This is a genomic window from Paracoccus sp. Arc7-R13, assembly GCF_004010775.1.
Lineage (GTDB): Bacteria > Pseudomonadota > Alphaproteobacteria > Rhodobacterales > Rhodobacteraceae > Paracoccus > Paracoccus marcusii.
In genome coordinates this window covers 150,406-168,736 of the sequence record NZ_CP034811.1, presented here as the reverse complement: position 1 = coordinate 168,736, position 18,331 = coordinate 150,406, and the positions used below count along the sequence as shown (strand labels likewise).

The window sequence follows — 18,331 nt, the reverse complement described above, 5'->3', positions numbered from 1 at the left end:
AATTACGCCGACAGTGGCGGCAGACCGACACGGGGGACCAGACGATGTGCAGACAGTGCAACTATACCATCCATGCGGCGCAGCATCACCTGGGCTGGGACAACGCGATCGCCCCGGTCCAGACCGTGGCGCCGGGATCGACGATCCACTTTGCCTGCATGGAGGCGTCGGGCGGGCAGCTGAACCTGTCCAGCACCGCGGACGACATCGCCACGCTGGATTTCGGGCGCATCAACCCGGTCAACGGGCCGATCCATGTCGACGGGGCCGAACCCGGTGACGCGCTGAAGATCACGCTGGTCGATTTCGCCCCGCAGGCGCAGGACGGGCAGAGTTGGGGCTGGACCGCGAACATTCCGGGGTTCGGTCTGCTGGCGGACCAGTTCCCCGACCCCGCCCTTACGCTGTGGCGCTATGATGCGGCGACGCTGGCGCCGGCGCTTTGGGGCAGTCACGGCCGGGTCGGGCTGAAGCCCTTTGCCGGGACAATCGGCGTGGCCTTGGCAGAGCCGGGTGCCCATTCCATCGTCCCGCCGCGGCGCACGGGCGGCAATCTGGACATCCGCGACCTGTCGCGCGGGGCCGAACTGTATCTGCCGGTCGAGGTGACGGGCGCGTTGTTCTCGGTGGGCGACACCCATGCCGCGCAGGGCGACGGAGAGGTCTGCGGCACCGCCATCGAAAGCCCGATGGACGTCACGCTGACGCTGGACCTGGTCAAGGGCGCGAACCTGGCGATGCCGCGGTTCACCACGCCAGGACCGGTCACGCCGCACCTGGACGCCAAGGGGTACGAGGTCACGACCGGCATCGGCCCCGACCTGATGACCGGCGCGCGGCAGGCGGTCGAACAGATGGTCGATCTGCTGTGCGCGCGCCACGGCATGCCCGCGGTCGAGGCCTACATGCTGGTGTCCACCTGCGGCGATCTGCGGATCTCGGAGATCGTCGACATGCCGAACTGGGTCGTGTCGTTCTATTTCCCGCGCTCGGTCTTCGAATGACCGACCTGCATCCCTGGGCCGCGGGGCTGGACAGCCTGCACGACCAGGTCTGGCTGCGGTTGCACCGCGGCGTGGCCGACCGCCATGCGCCCGCCCGCCACCCGGTGCTGGCCACCGTCACGCCGGGCGGCATGCCGCAGGCGCGCACGGTCGTGCTGCGCGGGGCCGACCCCGACGAAGCCGTGCTGGAGGTTCACACCGACCTTCTGTCCGCGAAGGTGGGTGATCTGCGCGTCAACCCGATGGCGGCACTGCATGTCTGGGACGCTGGCGCGCATCTGCAGACCCGGATCGAGGCGCGTGCCGCCATCCTGACGGGCGCGGCGGTCGCGCAGGACTGGGCGCGCGTGCCCGACCCGTCGCGACAGAGCTATGGCTCTCAGCCGCCGCCCGGCACGCCCATCGACGATGCGCTGGCCTATGCGAAACGTCCAGACGCCGCCTGTTTCGCGTTGGTGCGCCTGACGGTGCTGGCCATCGACGCGGTGCATCTGGGCCCGCAGCACCGCCGCGCGCGATACACGCGCGAGACGAGCTGGCGCGGACAGTGGCTGGCGCCCTAGACCATCACGAAATGGCGATCCGACACCTGGCGCCAGTCGCGCTTGGGCGGTTCGAACCCCATCGGACGGACGGGGCTTTTCAGCTCATCGACCTGCATAGCGCGGCGCAGGCCCCGGCGCGCGGGGTCCGGGACCGGCACGGCGGCGATCAGCTTCTTCGTGTAGGGATGCTGCGGGTCGGCAAAGATCGCCTCGCGCGGGCCGATCTCGACGATCTCGCCCAGATACATCACCGCGACGCGGTGGCTGACGCGTTCGACCACCGCCATGTCGTGGCTGATGAACAGATAGGCGATGCTCAGACGCTCCTGCAGGTCCATCAGCAGGTTGCAGACCTGCGCCTTGATCGACACGTCCAGCGCGGACACGCTCTCATCGGCCACGATCACCTTGGGGTTCAGGCCTAGAACGCGCGCGATCGCCACGCGCTGGCGCTGCCCGCCGCTGAATTCGTGCGGATAGCGGTCCAGCATGGACCCGTCCAGGCCGACCTGGGCCAGCAGTTCGGCGGCGCGGTCGCGCGCCTCGGCCCGGCCGGCCAGCTTGTGCGCCAGGATCGGCTCTGCCACGGTCTGGCCCACCGTCATGCGCGGGTTCAGGCTGGAGAACGGGTCCTGAAAGATCATCTGCCCCGACCGACGCATTCGGCGCAGATCGGCCGGGCCGGCCTTGAGCACATCGAACCCGTCCAGCGTCACCTGCCCCGATTCCGGTTGCACCAGCCGCAGGATCGACCGACCCGTGGTCGATTTCCCGCAGCCGGATTCGCCCACCAGCGACAGCGTCTCTCCCTGCCATAGATCGAAGCTCAGATCCTCGACCGCGTGGACCTTGCCCGTCGGGCGGCCAAGAAGGTCCGACCCCGCGGCAAAGCGCGTCACCAGGTTCCGGACCGACAGGACCGGTGTCGCGCTGCGGTCCACGGTGTCGACCACCGCGGGCTGGGCCGCGATCGCGCCGCTGGCCATGTCGACCTTGGGAAAGCGCAGCGGCCAGCGCTGGCCCGCCATCTGCCCAAGCCGCGGCACCGCGGCCAGCAGCGCGCGGGTATAGGGGTGGCCCGCATCCTGGAACAGGCCCGCGGTAGTGCCGGTCTCGACGTGATCGCCGCGGAACATGACCACGGTGCGGTCGGCGATCTCGGCGACCACGCCCATGTCATGGGTGATGAACAGGACGGCCATGCCCTGCTCCTCCTGGATCTCCTTGATCAGGTCCAGGATCTGGCCCTGGATGGTCACGTCCAGCGCCGTCGTCGGCTCATCGGCGATCAGCAGGCGCGGGCGCGCGGCCAGGGCCATCGCGATCATCACCCGCTGGCGCATGCCGCCGGAAAACTGATGCGGATAGTCCCTGATGCGCGCCGCCGCATTGGGGATGCGCACGCGGTCCATCAGGCGCAGCACCTCGGCCCCGACCTGGTCGCGGGGCACCTGGCCATGGCGGATCAGCAACTCCGCGATCTGGTCGCCCACCGGAAAGACCGGGTTCAGCGAGGACATCGGTTCCTGAAAGATCATCGCGATGTCGTTGCCGCGGACCCGGCGCATCTCCTGTTCGGACAGGCGCGTCAGGTCGCGCCCGCCCAAGAGGACCTGTCCGGTGACGCGCGCGCGCTTGTCCAGCAGGCCCATGATCGCCAGCGACGTGACGCTTTTGCCCGATCCGCTTTCGCCGACGATGGCCACGGTCTCTCCGGGTGCCACGTCGAAGCTGATGTTGCGCACGACCTCCTTCATCCCGTCATCGGTGGGGAAGGAGACGGACAGGCCGCGCAGGCTTAGGATAGGATCCGTCATCCTACCGCCCCGCCGCATAGGCCTGCATCAGCCGCGGCGTCGCGGCCGCGCGCAGAAGGCCCTGCGCATCGCGGCTGGCCGCGGTCAGGCGGCCGATGTCCCAAGGGCCGGTGACGGTCACGTCATGGCCGCGACGGCGCAGTTCGTCGATGGTGGCCTGGCCCACGCGATCCTCGATCAGCATTCCGCCCGGTGCCGCGGTGCGCGGGTGGAACGAGGCCGGGAAATGCGTCGAATGGAACAGCGGCGCGTCGACGGCCGCCTGCAGGTTCGGCTCGAAATGGACATGGCGCAGGAAGAAGACCAGCTGCCACTGGTCCTGCTGATCGCCGCCGGGCGTGCCGAAGGACAGATGCGGCACCCCGTCGCGCAGCGCCAGCGACGGCGTCAGCGTGGTGCGCGGCCGCCGCCCCGGCGCCAGCGACGTGGGCAGGCCGGGCTGCAGCCAGAACATCTGCGCCCGGCTGTTCAGGCAGAAGCCCAGATCAGGGATGATCGGCGACGACTGCAGCCAGCCGCCCGAGGGCGTGGTGGACACCATGTTGCCCCACCGGTCGATCACGTCGATATGCACGGTATCGCCGCGCTTTTCCGACAGGTGCGCCATGGTCGGCTCATAGACCGCGCCCTTGCCCAGGCCGTCCAGCAGCGACAGGGTGCGGGCGCGCTGATCCTCGAACCCCGGCACGGTGCCGGGGCGCAGGTCCAGCGACGCGCGGTCGCCGATCAGGGCGCGGCGGTCGGCGGCGTAGGCGTCCGACAGCAGCGTCTCCATCGGCACGTCGTGCATCAGGGGGTCGCCGTAATAGACCTCGCGGTCGGCATAGGACAGCTTCATCGTCTCGATCACGGTATGGACGAAATCGGGACCGTTCGGGTCCATCGCGGCGATGTCGATGCCCTCCAGGATCTTCAGCCCCTGCAGCAGCACCGGCCCCTGACCCCAGGGCCCGGTCTTGGCGATGGACCAGCCGTGATAGTCGGCCCAGGTCGGCTCCTCGCTCGTGGCGGCATAGCCTGCCATGTCGTCGGCGCTGAGGACGCCGCGATGTTTCGCCCCGCTGCCGTCCATCACTTCGGTCGTGCGGCAGAACCGGTCGATCGCCTCGGCCACGAAGCCGCGATAGAAGGCGTCGCGCGCGGCCTGCACGCCCGCCTCGCGCGTGGGCGCACCCTCCGAGGCTTCGACAATGCGGCTGTAAGTGTCTGCCAGCGCGTCGTTCTTGAACAGCGCGCCCGCCTGCGGGGCCTGCCCGCCGGGCAGCCAGGTCGCGTGCGATGTGGGCCATTCGGCGGCGAAGAAATCGGCCAGACCGGCGATGCTGTCGGCCACGCGGGGCAGCATCGGATGGCCGTGGCGGGCATAGTGGATGGCGGGGGCCAGGACCTCGGAGACGGTCATCGTGCCGTGTTCCTGCAGCATCAGCATCCAGCCGTCGAAGGCGCCGGGGATGACGGTGGCCAGCAGCCCGTTGCCGGGGATCAGGTCGATCCCCTCGGCGCGGTAATGCTCGATGGTGGCGCGGGCCGGGGCAGGGCCCTGGGCGCAGATCACCTGGGTCTTGCCGGTCTTGGCCGAATGGATGATCGCGGGTAGGTCGCCCGCTGGGCCGTTCAGATGCGGCTCGACGATCTGGAGGACAAAGCCCGTCGCGACGGCGGCGTCGAAGGCGTTGCCGCCCTTTTCCAAAATCGCCATGCCCACGGCGGTCGCGATCCAATGGGTCGAGGTGACGACGCCGAAGGTGCCGGTGATCTCGGGGCGGGTGGTGAATTGGGTCATGACGACTCCTTGCAATGTCAGTGTTCGCGCGGGTCCAGCGCATCGCGCAGCCCGTCGCCGATCAGGTTGAAGCCGATGACGACCAGAAAGATCGCGGCCCCCGGCCACCAGGCCATCCAGGGCGCCTGCGTCAGGAAGTTCTTGGCCACGTTCAGCATCGACCCCCAGCTTGGCGCGGGGGCCTGCTGGCCCAGGCCCAGGAAGGACAGCGACGCCTCGGCGATGATGGCGGTGGCGATGGTCAGCGTGGCCTGCACGATGATCGGCGGCACAATGTTCGGCAGGATGTAGCGGCCCATGATCGCCATGTGACCCAGGCCGATGGCGCGGGCGCCCTCGACGTAATCCTCGGTCTTGACGGACATGACCTGGGCGCGGGTCAGGCGGATGAAGATCGGCATGGCCGACAGGCCGATGGCGATCATGGCATTGGTCAGGCTGGGCCCCAGGAAGGCGGCCAGCGCGATCGCCATGATCAGGAAGGGCATCGCCAAGAGCGCATCGGTGAAGCGAGAGATGATCGTGTCGGTCCAACCGCCGAAATAGCCCGCGATCAGCCCGATAGGCACGCCGGTGACGACGGCGATCGCCACAGAGATCACCCCCGCCATCAGCGACGCCTGCGCGCCCCAGATCATCCGGGACAGGATGTCGCGACCGATCTCGTCCGAGCCCAGCCAGTATTCGGCCGAGGGCGGCAGCCGGATCGCGGTCCAGCTGGTGGCCAGCGGGTCGGCGATGGGCAGGATCGGCGCGGCCAAGGCCAGAAGGACGAAGAAGGCCACGATGATGCCACCGACCAAGGCCGCGCGGTTGCGCCGGAACTTGCGCCAGAAGCGGCTTTTGGCGCGGGGGGCGGGCATGTCGATGGCGGTCATAGGGCGGCCCTCATCCGGGGGTTCAGCATCACGGACAGCACGTCCGCGACCAGGTTCATCAGCAGGAAACCGACGGCGGTGCACAGCACGACCCCCTGCACCACGGCATAGTCGCGGTTGAACACCGCATCGACGATCAGCTTGCCGAAACCCGGAATGGTGAAGATCTGTTCGGTCAGCACCGCGCCCGCCAGCAATTCGCCGAACAGCAGCGCGGTCAGCGTGATGACCGGCAAAAGCGCGTTCCTGAAGCTGTGCTTCAGCACCACCTGGCGGCCGGTCAGGCCCTTGGCCCGCGCCGTGCGGATATAGTCCGCCGACAGCACGCCCAGCATGGATGACCGGGTGTGGCGCATCAGCGTCGCGGCCAGCCCCGTACCCAGCACGAAGGCCGGCATGATCATCGTCTGCAGCGAGCGGACCGGATCGACGAAGATCGATTCATATCCCGATGCCGGCAGCCAGCCCAGATTGACCGAGACCAGCAGGATCAGCATGATCCCCAGCCAGAAGTTCGGGATGGACAGACCCGACAACGCCACGAAATTGGCCAGCCAGTCGGTCACGCTGCCCTTGCGCACCGCCGCGATGATGCCTGCGGGAATGCCGATCAGCATCGCGAAGATCATCGACATGACCGCCAGCTGGATGGTCACCGGCAGCTTCTGCACGATCAGCTGCGACACGGGTTCCCCGGTCCGCAGCGAGGTGCCCAGATCGCCCGTCACCACGCCCCCCAGCCAGCGCAGGTACTGGACCGGCACGGGGTCGTCCAGGTGCAGCTGTTCGCGGATGCGGGCCAGGGTCTCGGGGTCGCGCTCCTCTCCGGCCATGGCCAGGACGGGATCGCCCGGCAGCAGCATCTGCAGCCCGAAGACCAGCATCGACACGATCAGCAGCGTCGGCAGGGCGACCATCAGCCGCTTGGCGATATAGATCAGCATGGGGGTCCTTTCACCATCGGTGCGGGGGCGCGGCTGGCGCGCCCCCGGTCATGGTCACTCGGCCAGGGTGACGTCCTGCAGGCGGATCATCCCGTCGGGCAGCGCCTTGAAGCCCTGGACCTTGTCGTCCAGCGCAAAGATGTAGGTCTGGTGGCCCAGATAGATCACAGGCAGGTCCTGGTTCAGGATCACGCCGGCCTCGTCGTACAGCGCCTTGCGGGCGGCGGGGTCGGTGACGGCGCGCGCCTCATTAAGCAAGCGGTCGACCTCGGGGTTGCAGTATTTCGGGTCGTTGATCCCGCCCTCGCAGGTGACGAACTGGTGCAGGTTGCCGTCCGGGTCGGGACGCCCCGACCAGTCCGACCGCGACAGCTGGAAGTTGCCCGCCGTCTGCTCCGACAGAAGCGTCGCGAATTCGGTCGCGCGCAGGGTGACGTCAAAGCCCGCCTCGGCCACCATCGCCTGGACGACCTGCATCATCTGGGTGACGACGGGATTGTTGGCATGCTGGATCTCGACCGCGACGCGCTCCTGTCCGGCCTCGGCCAGCAGGGCCTTGGCGGCCTCGACGTCGCGGGCGGGGACGGGCAGATCCTGGTTGTACCATTGCGAGGTCGGCGGGAAGGGCTGGTTGCCCGCGCGCGCCGTGCCGTCGAACACGACCTGGTTCAGCGCCTCGCGGTCGATGGCCAGCGAGAAGGCCTGGCGGACGCGCGCGTCCTCTCCTATCGGGGTCAGGGCGCGGTCGCCGTTGCCGATGTTGGCATAGATCGCCATGTAGCCCAGGCCCACGACCTCCTGCAGGCTCAACCCGTCGGTCTGGTTGACGGTGCCCACGTCGGTGGCGGCGATCCGTTCGACCATGTCCAGCTCTCCAGACTGCAGGTTGGCCAGGCGCACGGTGGTGTCGGGAATCGGGCGATAGGTGACGCGTTCGATCTTGATGCGGTCCGCGTCATAGTAATCCGCGAACTTCTCCAGCACGATGCGGTCCTGCTGGATGCGTTCGACGAACTTGAACGGACCCGAACAGACCGGGTTCTGGCCGAAATCAGCGCCGGCCGCCTCGGCCGCGGTCGGAGAGATCATCATTCCCGCCCGGTCCGACAGCTGCGCGATCAGCGACGCGTCCGGCGCGGTCAGCGTGAAGGTCACCTGCAGCGGTCCCGTCGCCTCGACCGAGGCGACCGAGGACAGCTCGGACTTGCGCCGCGATTCCGGCAGGGTCATCGACCGGGTGATGTTGGCCACCACCGCATCGGCATCGAACGCCGTTCCGTCGTGGAATACCACGTCGTCGCGCAGGTTCATGACCAGCTGCAGCCCGTCGTCGGAATAGGTCCAGTCCGTCGCCAGCATCGGGATGATCTGTGCGTCGGCGTCCAGGTCGACCAGCTTGTCGCACAGGCCCGCATAGACGATGCGGCCCACGAAGGTGCGCGACTGGTCGGGGTCCAGGATGTCCGCGTCGTCGCCCAGGCCGATGCGCATCTCCTGTGCGGCGGCGGGCAGGGCGGTCAGCAGGGCGGCAAGCGCGGTGGCGGTCAGCAGATGGCGGGTCATGGGATGTCCTTCCTGATGGGGGTCAAGCATGGGCCGGTTGGTCCGGCCTTCCGGTATCGGTTGCGGGGAGGTCGGCCGATCCAAGGCGGATCAGCTTTTCCTGAAGCATCAGCAGATGCAGGCGCATCTGTTCGGCGGCCGCCTGCGGGTCGCGGGCAGCAATGGCGTCGACGATGGCGCGGTGCTGGGCCACGGGCAGCGCGTGACCGGCCAGGCCACCCCGCGCGCGTTCGCGCACCGCCTGCCAGGCGGGGTCCTGGCGGATGCGGTTGACCACGTCGAACAGCGACAGGAACAGCGCATTGCCGGCGGCCTCGGCGATCTGGCGGTGCAGGGTGCCGTCCCACAGCTCTCCTTCGTCGGCGTCGACGCATTGCGCGATGCGGTCCGACAATTCGTGCATGCGGGCGATCTGCACCGGCTTGGCGCGCAGCGCGGCAAGGGCCGCCAGTTGCGGCTCCAGGCGCAGGCGCACCTCCATGATCTCGAAAAAGTCAGTCGCGGGGGCGGCGCTGTCGATCTGACCACCGACGAAGGTTCCGGCGCCCTGGCGGCGGGTGATGCGGCCCTCGGCCTCCAGCACCTCCAGCGCGCGGCGGATCGCGCGGCGGCCGATGCCCATCTGCTCGGACAGCTGCCGTTCGGTCGGCAGGCGGGTGCCGTTCGGATGACCCGGATCGTCCACCCAAGCGCGCAGCTGTTCCAGCGCATAGGCAGAGGTCATGTTTCCCTGACCCCTGGCGGGACCGTCATCGGCAAAAGGAAGATCAGGCATGTCCATGAAGCGAACCAATCCGTTATTGGTTCATGCTGTCACAAATCTGCCGTCACGCAAGCGCGATGACGCGTGATCGACTGTGATTGAGCGGCTGCACAGCGGATACCTGTCCCCGCGCCTTTGTTCGGTGGCTCAGAAATGCGAACCATTACAGTGCAATGGTTTGCCCGTGCCCCATCAATGACGTCGACTGCCCGAAGTTTAAGCATTCGGTTAAAATGCAACCTTATGATGAGGCGAATTCGCCGACCTGCCTGTCTGGAAGGCTGGACGTCCGGGAATCAGGTGCGATGGGCCTCTCCCCAAGGATAGAGCGTGGCGTCGTTGTGACTTGTTCCCGCGCCATCACGTTAACCAAGACGTTGACCCTGAATGTTCGGCATGCAGGGGTCATGTGCTGGATGATCTCGCACGTCCTCGCGGATGCAAATGCCCTACTGGCATCGTCCGACCGACCCATCGCGTCGATCTCCGGCGGCCAAGCGATTTATTTGCGTCAGAGGTCACGCAGGAAGTATGGCAGCAGCGCCTGCCTGCTGGGCGACTATCGCAGCGCATCGCGAAGGACTGTCTGGTGCAGTGCTTCTTCATCAGCGGGACGGTGCGTGGCCGCCGCAGTCGGTTCGCCAAACGGTTCAAACATGCATCTCGACGGCCCGCGGCCCGCGACGAACCCGTGCAGTCCACTAGGCAACCATCGGATGCCGGGTGTCACCGATCTCACTCCCTCAAAGACGATGGTCATGCAAACCCGCGGCGCCACCGTTATTGGCCATCCTGCTGCGGCACTCTCACCTTCGGACTTGCCACCATGAACGCGGGGATTGGTGGGCAGCATCGGCGCGTAGCGTTGGGTGCAAACGGAGATTCCTCAGGGCACCGGCGTAGGTTGGTACCACTGTGCCGCTACTTGGTGGCGTGACAGGTGCAGCGGTCAAGGTCCTGCAACAAAGCGATTTTTTACGGTTACCCCCGGAACTGTCCCCGGAAATTGTGGATAACCTGGATCACCAGCGCAGCAGCTTGTGACCCGCCACGGCCCCGGCCACGGATGCCAGCACGATCGCCGCGCCGTACCAGAACACATAGAACAGCGGCGAATCTTCGGTGCAGGACAGGGCATAGCCGGTCGCCGCACCGGCGCCTGCCGCAAGTCCGATCAGCGCGCCGGCCAGGACGGGATGCGTGCTGGCGCCGCGACGCATCAGCCGCACGCCTGCAAACAGGGGCGCCGCCGACAGGGCCAGCACCGCAGGCACGCAGGTATCGGCCGAATGGCCCAGCCAGTCATGGGCCAGCCGGTCGACGGGCGTCGCGACCAGTGCCCAGATCGCCAGGGCCATCGCCAAGGCGGCGGGGACCGCCAGCGGCCACAGCCCGATACGCGCGCCGGGCCGTGCCAGCCGCACCGCCATGGGCCAGGCCAGCATCAGCACCATCAGCGGCAGCAGCGGCTTGGCCAGGGTTACCGGCGCGGCCAGTGACGCAGCCAGATCGGGGCGCGGCCCGGACAGCGCCATCTGCAGCGCAAGGCCCAGCAGCGCCGTCCCGGCCATCGTGGCGATCATCCGCGCCGGAGAGAACCGGGTCGAGGGCAGGGGTTCGGCCGCCAGTCGCGCAATCAGCGCCTCGGTCGAGGAGGGTTGTGTCATTCGCGTGTTCCCAGTCCGATGGCGGACAGCTTCTTCATGGCGCGGTGCAGGGCGACCCGGACCGCGCTGTCGGTCATGCCAAGGCGGGCAGCGACGTCGTCGGCACTGTCCCCCTCGATGCCTATGGCGCGGACGATGCCTGCGGACCGCGCGTCGATGCGCGCCAGCAGCACCCCCAGGTCGCGGGCGGCGGTGGGGTCGTCGGTGCGGCTGTCGGCCATGATCTCGGCAAAGTCGTGGATGGGCAGGTGGACGCGGCTGCCCCGCCTGCGGAACGCGTCGATCACCTTGTAGCGGGTGACCGCGTACAGCCAGGGACGCAGGGGCGTGTCCGGCTGCCAGCTGTCGCGTTTCAGGTGAATGGCCAGCAGCACCTCCTGGACGACATCCTCGTGCAGGTCACGGGGCAGGCTGCCCGCGGGCTCGCACCACGGCGCGGATCAGCGGCGTGACCTGGGTCAGGAACCGGGCCATGGCGCGGCTGTCGCCGGCCTGCGCCGCCGCCAGAAGTGCCGCCCATTCGGTGCCGTCCTGCTGCATGCCCCGCCTCCGCGCGCCTGTCCTCAGGCTAGCCGCAGGGATGCCCACCCCGCAAGGCACGATGGCGGGAACGGCGATCATGCCGGCACCCGGCGGGTCTGCAGGACGTGGTCCAGCGACCACCGCCCCGGTCCATGCGCGATCAGCGCCAGGAAGGCGGCGGCCCACAGCCCGTGCGTCATCCAGGCCGAGGGATAGACGAAGATCTGGATCGTCGCCGTCATCGCCAGAAGCGCCAGCGCCGACAGCCGCGTCATCAGCCCCAGGATCAGCAGCACCGGCAGCAGGTGTTCGGCCAGGGTCGCGGCCACCGCTGCCCAGTCCGACGGGATCACGGGCAGGGCGTATTCGTGTTCGAACAGGAACCAGGTGCCGTCCTTGATGGACAGGCCGTCGACCTTGGTGCGGCCCGACTGCCAGAAGACCGCCGCCGGAAACACGCGCAGGGCCAGCCCGGCAAGGTCGGTCAGGATGGGGGTCATGGCACGGTCTCCTGGTCGGTCAGGCTGCCGGACCGCATCAGGTGCAGCAGCAGCGGTTGAGGGTCGTGGTCAGCCTGCACCGCCCGGGCGGCCCGGGCGGCCTGCGTCAGCGTTCCCGCAGTCAGGGCCGCGATCATCGCGGCGTCGGCGGGGCTGATCGCGGTGACCGGAACGCCCCAGGACGGATCGCGCAGGATCAGCGCGATCTGGGGTCCCGCGGGGACAGGGCCGGGGGTGGCGCCGGGCTGGTTCATCGCCCAGACCGCGACGCCCGCATGGTGCAGCGGCAGCACGATGACCGACGGGTGCAGGCCCAGCCTCAGCAAGTCCGGGTCGGCGCGGGTCAGGCGGTCCGGGCGGACCGGGACGGCGTCGGCCGCGTGAAAGGCCAGCCCACGAGCATGTTCGATCCGCGCGACGTCGGCCATCCAGGGCCAGCCGGCCAGCGGCGGGAAATCGGCCAGAAAGGCCGCGAACCCCGCGCCCCATTCGGCCATCACCGGCGACCGGGGGCGGTCGGCCGCGACGAAGCTTGCGGCCAGCGCGGCGAAATAGTCGGCCCCAACCAGCCGGCGGATGACGGGAAAACGCTGTGCCAGCGCGGCGGACAGGCCTACCGCCACATTGTTGCGATAGACGGCGAAACGGCGCTCGGCCTCGGGGCCGGTCACGCCGGGGGGCAGCGGCCCGCCGCGCAGCGCGACGTCGAAGGCCGTGGTGAAATGGGCGTGCTCAGACGGCATGGGCCAGCCCCGCATGGCGCAGGATGGCGTCGGCCCGCGCGGCCTCGGCCGCGAGGATCGGCCAGTCGGGCAGGTCGTTGTCCCATTCGACCAGCGTCGGCAGCGGGCCCTGGCGCGCGATGACCTCAGCATAAAGCGCCCAGACCGGGTCGGCGACGGCACTGCCGTGATCGTCGATCAGCAGCGGGCCCGAGGGCAGGTCCTCGGTCGCGTGGCCGCCCAGGTGGATCTCCTGCACCAGGTCCAGAGGAAAGGCGTCCAGCCATGCCCAGGGATCGCGCCGATGGTTCACCGCCGAGACATAGAGGTTGTTGACGTCCAGCAGCAGCCCGCAGCCGGTGGCCTGGGCGATGGCCTGCAGGAACTGGGTTTCGGGGATCTCGGACTGCTGGAACAGCAGGTAGGTGGCGGGGTTCTCCAGCAGGATGGGACGCGCCAGCGCGGTCTGGACCTGGTCGACATGATCGATGATCAGCGCCAGGGTCTGGGGCGTATAGGGCAGGGGCAGCAGGTCGTTCAGGTATTCGGCCCCGTGGCTGGACCATGCCAGGTGTTCGGAAAAGCTGTCCGGCTGATACCGGTCGCACAGCGCGCGCAGCCGCGCCAGGTGATCCCGGTCCAGCCCATGCGGGCTGCCGATCGACAGGCCCACACCGTGCAGCGACAGCGGGAAATCGGCACGCAGCGCGGTCAGCTGCGCGTGGGGCAGGCCGCCCGCGCCCAGATAGTTCTCGGCATGGACCTCGAAGAAGCCGACCGGGCGGGCGTCCTGGCGGATCGCCGCGAAATGCTGGGGCTTGAAACCGACGCCGGGGGTGGCGGGAAGGCGGGACATGGCATCACCCTTTGGGAATGGCCGCGCGGGACGATCCCCGCGCGGTCCGTATCGGATCAGGCGGGCAGGTCGCGCATCTGTTCCTCCAGCATGCCCATGCGGGCGGTGCCGTCGGCCTGCGCGGGCAGCTCCATCGTGGTGCAGGTGCCGGCGGGGACCAGCGTCCAGGCGTTCCCCTGATATTCGACGGTCGAGGTGCCGGCGCAGGTCGTGCCCGGCCCCGCGGCGCAGTCGTTCTGCCCGGCCAGGGCGACGCCGAAGCATTTCTCCATCTCCTGCGCCATGACGGGGGTGGCGGCCATCGCACCAAGCGCACAGGCCAGCGAGGCGCCAAGCGAAAGGCGGGTCGTGAATGCGGTCATGATCATCTCCGTTCTGATGTCGAAGGCGCGTCAGCCCGCCTTCATGCAGATCAGATCGCGGCGGATGGGGCGCGCGTTACAGCGCCACGGTGCTTTTTTCGCACCGACATGCTGCCCATCGGCAAGGCACCGCCGGGAAGGGGAGAGTTCATCTTTCTTTACTTGGTCGCTTTCCGGTGAACCCGCGGCGGCGTGACGTTGTTCGCTGTGCAATGGCCGCATTGCACGGTCTGCAGTCAGTTTGCCGAAAGGTGCAATCATGCACATTCTTCACCTTGCCTTGGGCGGCTGCCTGAAGGCTGCCCCCGTGCGCTATGGCGTGACCGAGGATACCGGCGGCCACATCGCCTATGTCCTGGGTGCTGCCATGGCACAGGCGGCGCTGCCGCAGGTGGCATCGGTCGACATCGTCACCCGTGCGTTCGACGGCATGGATCCCATCCACGCGCAGGCGGTGGAGGATGTCGCGCCCGGCTGCCGCATCCTGCGCCTGTCGACCGCCAATCGCGCCTATCTGGCCAAGGAGGCCCTGGAGGCGGAGCTGCCCGCCCTGGCCGAGGCGTTCTGCGCGATGCTTGGCGGGATGTCGCAGAAGCCCGACGTGATTCACGCACATTTCGCCGACGCCGCGCGCCTGGCCCGGACGGCGCAGAAGCGGTTCGGCATTCCCTGGATCTATACCCCCCATTCGCTGGCCCTGCAAAAGGACCCTGCCGCCGCCCGCCGTCCCGATCTGCGCGACCGGATCGCGGCCGAGCGGTCGGCCGTCGAGGGTGCCGCCGCGATCATCGTGTCCTCGCGCGACGAGGCCGAGCGCCAGCTGCGCCCCTATGGCAAGGCGGCCGAGGGGCGCAGCCATTGCGTGTCTCCCGGCGTGACGCTGCTGCCGTATGCGGGCACCGCGGCGGCCGATGCGCTGCTGGCGCCGTTCCTGCGCAGGCCGGATCGTCCCATCGTTCTGGCGGTGGCCCGTCCCGTGGCCAAGAAGAACCTGGCCGGGCTGGTCGATGCCTATGCCGCATCGCCCGAGCTGCAGGACCGCGCCAACCTGGTGATCCTGGCCGGGCTGCGCGACGGCATCGATGGCGGGCCCGCCGAACAGGCGCAGGTGCTGCGCGGACTGTTCGACCGGATCGACCGCCATGGCCTGTGGGGCAAGGTCGCCCTGCCGCCGCGCCATGATGCGGGTCAGCTGCGGGCGCTGTACGCGCGGGCAGCGCAGGGAGGCGTCTTCGTGAACCCGGCGCTGCACGAACCCTTTGGATTGACCCTGGTCGAGGCGGCGCAGGCTGGCGTTCCTGTGGTTGCGACCCGGAACGGCGGCCCCGTGGACATCGTGGCACAGCTGGGCCACGGCGCGCTGGTCGATCCCGGCGACGCGGCGCAGGTCGCCGCAGCCTGCCTGCGCATGATGGACGACCCGCAGGGCGCGATCCGCGCGCAGGCCCGCGCGCTGGAGGCCTTTGACTGGCGGGACTGGGCGCGACGGTCGGTGGCGATCTGCCGGAACCTGCAGCGCGCCGCCCCCCTGCCACGTCGCGCGGTGCGCCGCATTCTGGCCAGCGACATCGACGGCACGCTGACCGGCTGCCCGGTGGCCGCCGCACGGTTCGTCGATTGGCACGCGCAGCGCGACGACGGGTTGCTGTTCGCCGTCGCCACCGGGCGGTCCGTGTCGCAGGCGCGCCGGGTGCTGGCCGATTGGGCCCTGCCGCGGCCCGACCTGTTCATCACCTCGGTCGGGTCCGAGATCTGGCGGTGGGGCGCGGGCGACCGCCTGCACCCCTGCACCGACTATGCCGCGCTGCTGGATGCGGACTGGGACCGCGATGCGGTGCAGGCCGTGCTGCAGGCCCGCACCCCCGTCTGGCAGGCAGGCTATGAACAGCGGCGGTGGAAGCTGTCGCTGCTGGGTACCGCCGCGCAGGCCGCGGGGATCGAACGCGATCTGGCGCGCGCCGGGTTGGCAGCACGCGTCATCGCCTCGCACGGAGAGTTCATCGACGTGCTGCCGCAGGCGGCCGGCAAGGCCGCCGCCCTGCGGTTCGAGGCCACGCGCCGGGGCCTTGACCTGCGCCACTGCATCGCCGCAGGCGACAGCGGCAACGATGCCGACATGCTGGCAGCCAGTGGGGCGTCGATCCTGCCGTCGAATGCCTATGCCGAACTGGCCCACCTGCGCGGCCGGGGCATCTATCAAAGCCGCTATCACCACGCCGCGGGGGTCATCGACGGTCTGGCGCAGCTTGGGCTGGCGCAGCATGCGTGATCTGGTCCCTGACGATACGGCAAAGCGTCCCTTCGGCTATTTCGTCCACCACCAGGGACGGGGCCACGCGGAACGCTGCGCGGCCATCGTCAATGCGCTTCCCACCGACCGGCCCGTCACGATCTTCTGCGCCCGGGACGACATCTTTCCGCCGCTGACGACACAGGCGCGCATCGTCACCATCCCATCACTGTTCGAACGGACCGGCGCCGAATGCGACATGGACCACGTGCCCACGCCCGACACGCTGCACTGCGCGCCTCTGGGCTGGCCGGGCATCCGTCAGGCGATGGGCCGGATCGCTGGCTGGTTCGCCACCGATGATCCCGCACTGATGATCTGCGATGTCAGCGCCGAGATCGCACAGCTGTCGCGCATCTGTTCGGTCCCCCATGTGAAGATCCTGCAGCATGGCGACCGCGGCGATCAGGGACACCAAGCCGCCTATTCAGGGGCCGTGGGCCTTCTGGCGCCGTTCTCTGCCGCCTTGGCGCAGCCGGATTGGCAGCCACTTGCAGACCGCATCCATTATGCCCCCGGCCTGGGCATTCCCGCGATCACGCCCCCCGACCGGGCGGCGGCCCGGCGGGCCTTGGGGCTGGACCCCGACCGCCCCATGGCGCTGTTGGTGTCGGGTGCGGGCGGCACCGGTTTTGCACAGGCGCCAATGGGCGTGGCCGCGCGGGCCTTTCCCGACTGGCACTGGATGACCATCGGCGCGACCCAGCCCGACTGGCACGCGACGCAGGGCGGCAACCTGACCCACCGGGGCTGGGTCGACGACCCGGCGACCCACGTGGCGGCGGCGGATCTGGTGATCTCTTCGACGGGCAACACCACCTGCGCGCAGGTTCTGGCCGCCGGGCGGCCGTGGATCGTGGTGCCGGAATGGCGCTATTTCGACGAACAGCGCCTGAAGGCCGAGGCCCTGGCCCGCGCGGGCGTCGCGCTGCACCTGCCGCATCTGCCGTCCAGCGCACACGCCTGGCGCGCGGCAGTCGCACGGGCGATGGATGGTCACGACCCCGCGGCACAGGCGCGCCTGGTCACTCCCGATCCCGCGGCCGACACGGCCCGATGGCTGGAAACCCTAGCGCGCGACCTGTGGTCCGCCGCCCCCCCGACACGCATCCCCGAAGGAGCCCCTGCATGATCCACGTTTCCGCCCTGACCATCGCTGCGGGCCGCGAGGCGCATTTGCGCAATGTCGTCGCGGGCTTTCAGGCCCAGCATCACAAGCCGTCGGAACTGATCATCGGCGTGATGCAGGACGCCGACTATACCGACCTGCCCCGGACCGACTTTCCCATCCGCCAGATCCGCGTGACGGCGCCCGAAATGCCGCTGTCGGCGGCCCGCAATGCGGTGGCCGATGCGGCGACGGGCGACCTGCTGGTCTTTGTCGATGTCGACTGCATCCCGGCGCCCGATTTCATCAGCGGCTATCTGGACCGCATGGCGGACCGTCGCGGCCTGTTCATGGGCGAGGTGATGTACCTGCCCCTAGGCGGCACCGACGGGGGGCTGGATTTCGACCGCTTCGCCGACATCGCCGTCAAGCATTCCGACCGCCAGGGCCCCCCGGCCTCCGGGGTGGCGGCCTGTGCCGACTACCGATGCTTCTGGTCGCTGAACTTTGCGATGTGGCGCCAGGATTGGTTGGACGGCCCGCGTTTCGACGAAAGCTTTTCCGGATATGGCGGCGAGGATACCGATTTCGGCCGCGCGTGGTCGGACGGCGGCGCCCCGATCTGGTGGATCGCGGGGGGCCGCGTCTATCATCAGTACCATCCGCATTGCATGCCCCCGGTTCATCACCTGCACTCTGTCCTGCGCAACACCGAGGTCTTTGCCCGCAAATGGGGTCACCGCACGATGGAACATTGGCTGTACGCGTTCCAGCTGATGGGCCTGATCCGCAACGCGCCCGAGGGGTTGCAGCTGCTGCGCGAACCCGGCCCGACGGAATTCGCCCTGTGCGAACAGCAGGGGCACATGCCCTATGCCAATTCCCGTCGTGTCATCGACCACCTGCACAGGCTTGCCGAAGACGACCGCATGTCGTCCGAACGTGTCGCACGCGAACAAAGCGCCCTGTTGATGCCCGCCGCCGAATGACCGGCCGCCCGTTGCGGA

At 68.8% G+C, this 18,331-nt stretch carries 19 protein-coding genes; 5 read left to right on the top strand and 14 right to left on the bottom strand.

Annotated elements, in window-relative coordinates; genetic code table 11:
- The first annotated feature begins 44 nt into the window (after nt 1-44).
- Together EOJ32_RS16810 and EOJ32_RS16805 are read left to right on the top strand one after the other, a co-directional pair.
- Entirely contained in the window at nt 45-1,004 is a 960-nt protein-coding gene (locus EOJ32_RS16810) for an acetamidase/formamidase family protein (RefSeq protein WP_127899535.1), read from the top strand.
- A complete protein-coding gene (locus EOJ32_RS16805) occupies nt 1,001-1,567 on the top strand; it encodes a pyridoxamine 5'-phosphate oxidase family protein (RefSeq protein ID WP_127899534.1) in 567 nt (188 codons plus the stop codon). The genes EOJ32_RS16810 and EOJ32_RS16805 overlap by 4 nt, the downstream gene beginning before the upstream one ends.
- Here EOJ32_RS16805 and EOJ32_RS16800 read toward each other — a convergent pair.
- From EOJ32_RS16800 to EOJ32_RS16740, 14 genes are all read right to left on the bottom strand, one after another.
- The gene (locus tag EOJ32_RS16800) at nt 1,564-3,366 is read right to left on the bottom strand and encodes an ABC transporter ATP-binding protein (protein WP_208863732.1); all 1,803 of its coding nucleotides are present in this window, start codon (nt 3,364-3,366) and stop codon (nt 1,564-1,566) included. The two genes, EOJ32_RS16805 and EOJ32_RS16800, sit on opposite strands and share 4 nt — an antisense overlap.
- Nucleotide 3,367: 1 nt before the next feature.
- A complete protein-coding gene (locus EOJ32_RS16795; RefSeq protein WP_127899532.1) occupies nt 3,368-5,149 on the bottom strand; it encodes a gamma-glutamyltransferase family protein in 1,782 nt (593 codons plus the stop codon).
- A 17-nt stretch (nt 5,150-5,166) separates the two neighbouring features.
- Nucleotides 5,167-6,027, bottom strand: a complete 861-nt coding sequence (locus EOJ32_RS16790) for an ABC transporter permease (protein ID WP_045999734.1) — start codon at nt 6,025-6,027, stop codon at nt 5,167-5,169.
- Complete coding sequence (locus tag EOJ32_RS16785; protein WP_045999735.1) at nt 6,024-6,971, bottom strand: ABC transporter permease; 948 nt, start codon at nt 6,969-6,971, stop codon at nt 6,024-6,026. The genes EOJ32_RS16790 and EOJ32_RS16785 overlap by 4 nt, the downstream gene beginning before the upstream one ends.
- Nucleotides 6,972-7,025: 54 nt before the next feature.
- Nucleotides 7,026-8,534, bottom strand: a complete 1,509-nt coding sequence (locus EOJ32_RS16780; RefSeq protein WP_127899531.1) for an ABC transporter substrate-binding protein — start codon at nt 8,532-8,534, stop codon at nt 7,026-7,028.
- A gap of 22 nt (nt 8,535-8,556) precedes the next feature.
- Entirely contained in the window at nt 8,557-9,258 is a 702-nt protein-coding gene (locus tag EOJ32_RS16775) for a FadR/GntR family transcriptional regulator (RefSeq protein ID WP_198143093.1), read from the bottom strand.
- A gap of 1,061 nt (nt 9,259-10,319) precedes the next feature.
- Nucleotides 10,320-10,964: an NrsF family protein gene (locus EOJ32_RS16770; protein ID WP_127899530.1), complete on the bottom strand. Its 645-nt coding sequence runs from the start codon at nt 10,962-10,964 to the stop codon at nt 10,320-10,322.
- Complete coding sequence (locus EOJ32_RS16765) at nt 10,961-11,338, bottom strand: sigma factor-like helix-turn-helix DNA-binding protein (protein ID WP_164871486.1); 378 nt, start codon at nt 11,336-11,338, stop codon at nt 10,961-10,963. The genes EOJ32_RS16770 and EOJ32_RS16765 overlap by 4 nt, the downstream gene beginning before the upstream one ends.
- Nucleotides 11,339-11,363: 25 nt before the next feature.
- The gene (locus tag EOJ32_RS20165; RefSeq protein ID WP_164871485.1) at nt 11,364-11,504 is read right to left on the bottom strand and encodes a hypothetical protein; all 141 of its coding nucleotides are present in this window, start codon (nt 11,502-11,504) and stop codon (nt 11,364-11,366) included.
- A 77-nt stretch (nt 11,505-11,581) separates the two neighbouring features.
- Nucleotides 11,582-11,986, bottom strand: coding sequence for a DoxX family protein (locus EOJ32_RS16760; protein WP_127899528.1), 405 nt, complete (start codon nt 11,984-11,986; stop codon nt 11,582-11,584).
- On the bottom strand, nt 11,983-12,729 hold the full coding sequence (locus EOJ32_RS16755) for a DNA-binding domain-containing protein (protein ID WP_164871484.1): 747 nt from the start codon (nt 12,727-12,729) through the stop codon (nt 11,983-11,985). The genes EOJ32_RS16760 and EOJ32_RS16755 overlap by 4 nt, the downstream gene beginning before the upstream one ends.
- Nucleotides 12,719-13,564 carry a DUF692 domain-containing protein gene (locus EOJ32_RS16750; protein ID WP_127899526.1) on the bottom strand — a complete coding sequence of 282 codons (846 nt, stop codon included), beginning with the start codon at nt 13,562-13,564 and terminating at the stop codon, nt 12,719-12,721. Before EOJ32_RS16750 ends, EOJ32_RS16755 begins: the two co-directional genes overlap by 11 nt.
- 56 nt (nt 13,565-13,620) lie before the next feature.
- Nucleotides 13,621-13,866, bottom strand: a complete 246-nt coding sequence (locus EOJ32_RS16745; protein ID WP_371706221.1) for a DUF2282 domain-containing protein — start codon at nt 13,864-13,866, stop codon at nt 13,621-13,623.
- Between the two features lie 90 nt (nt 13,867-13,956).
- Entirely contained in the window at nt 13,957-14,187 is a 231-nt protein-coding gene (locus EOJ32_RS16740) for a hypothetical protein (RefSeq protein ID WP_127899524.1), read from the bottom strand.
- Here EOJ32_RS16740 and EOJ32_RS16735 point away from each other — a divergent pair.
- Genes EOJ32_RS16735 through EOJ32_RS16725 form a run of 3 tightly spaced genes read left to right on the top strand, consistent with a single transcriptional unit; the run spans nt 14,186 to nt 18,313 of the window.
- Nucleotides 14,186-16,195 carry an HAD-IIB family hydrolase gene (locus tag EOJ32_RS16735; RefSeq protein WP_127899523.1) on the top strand — a complete coding sequence of 670 codons (2,010 nt, stop codon included), beginning with the start codon at nt 14,186-14,188 and terminating at the stop codon, nt 16,193-16,195. The two genes, EOJ32_RS16740 and EOJ32_RS16735, sit on opposite strands and share 2 nt — an antisense overlap.
- Nucleotides 16,188-17,348 (top strand): glycosyltransferase, encoded by a 1,161-nt coding sequence (locus EOJ32_RS16730; protein WP_127899522.1) that lies wholly within the window; start codon nt 16,188-16,190, stop codon nt 17,346-17,348. Before EOJ32_RS16735 ends, EOJ32_RS16730 begins: the two co-directional genes overlap by 8 nt.
- Entirely contained in the window at nt 17,345-18,313 is a 969-nt protein-coding gene (locus tag EOJ32_RS16725) for a glycosyltransferase family 2 protein (protein ID WP_127899521.1), read from the top strand. Before EOJ32_RS16730 ends, EOJ32_RS16725 begins: the two co-directional genes overlap by 4 nt.
- Nucleotides 18,314-18,331: the final 18 nt, after the last annotated feature.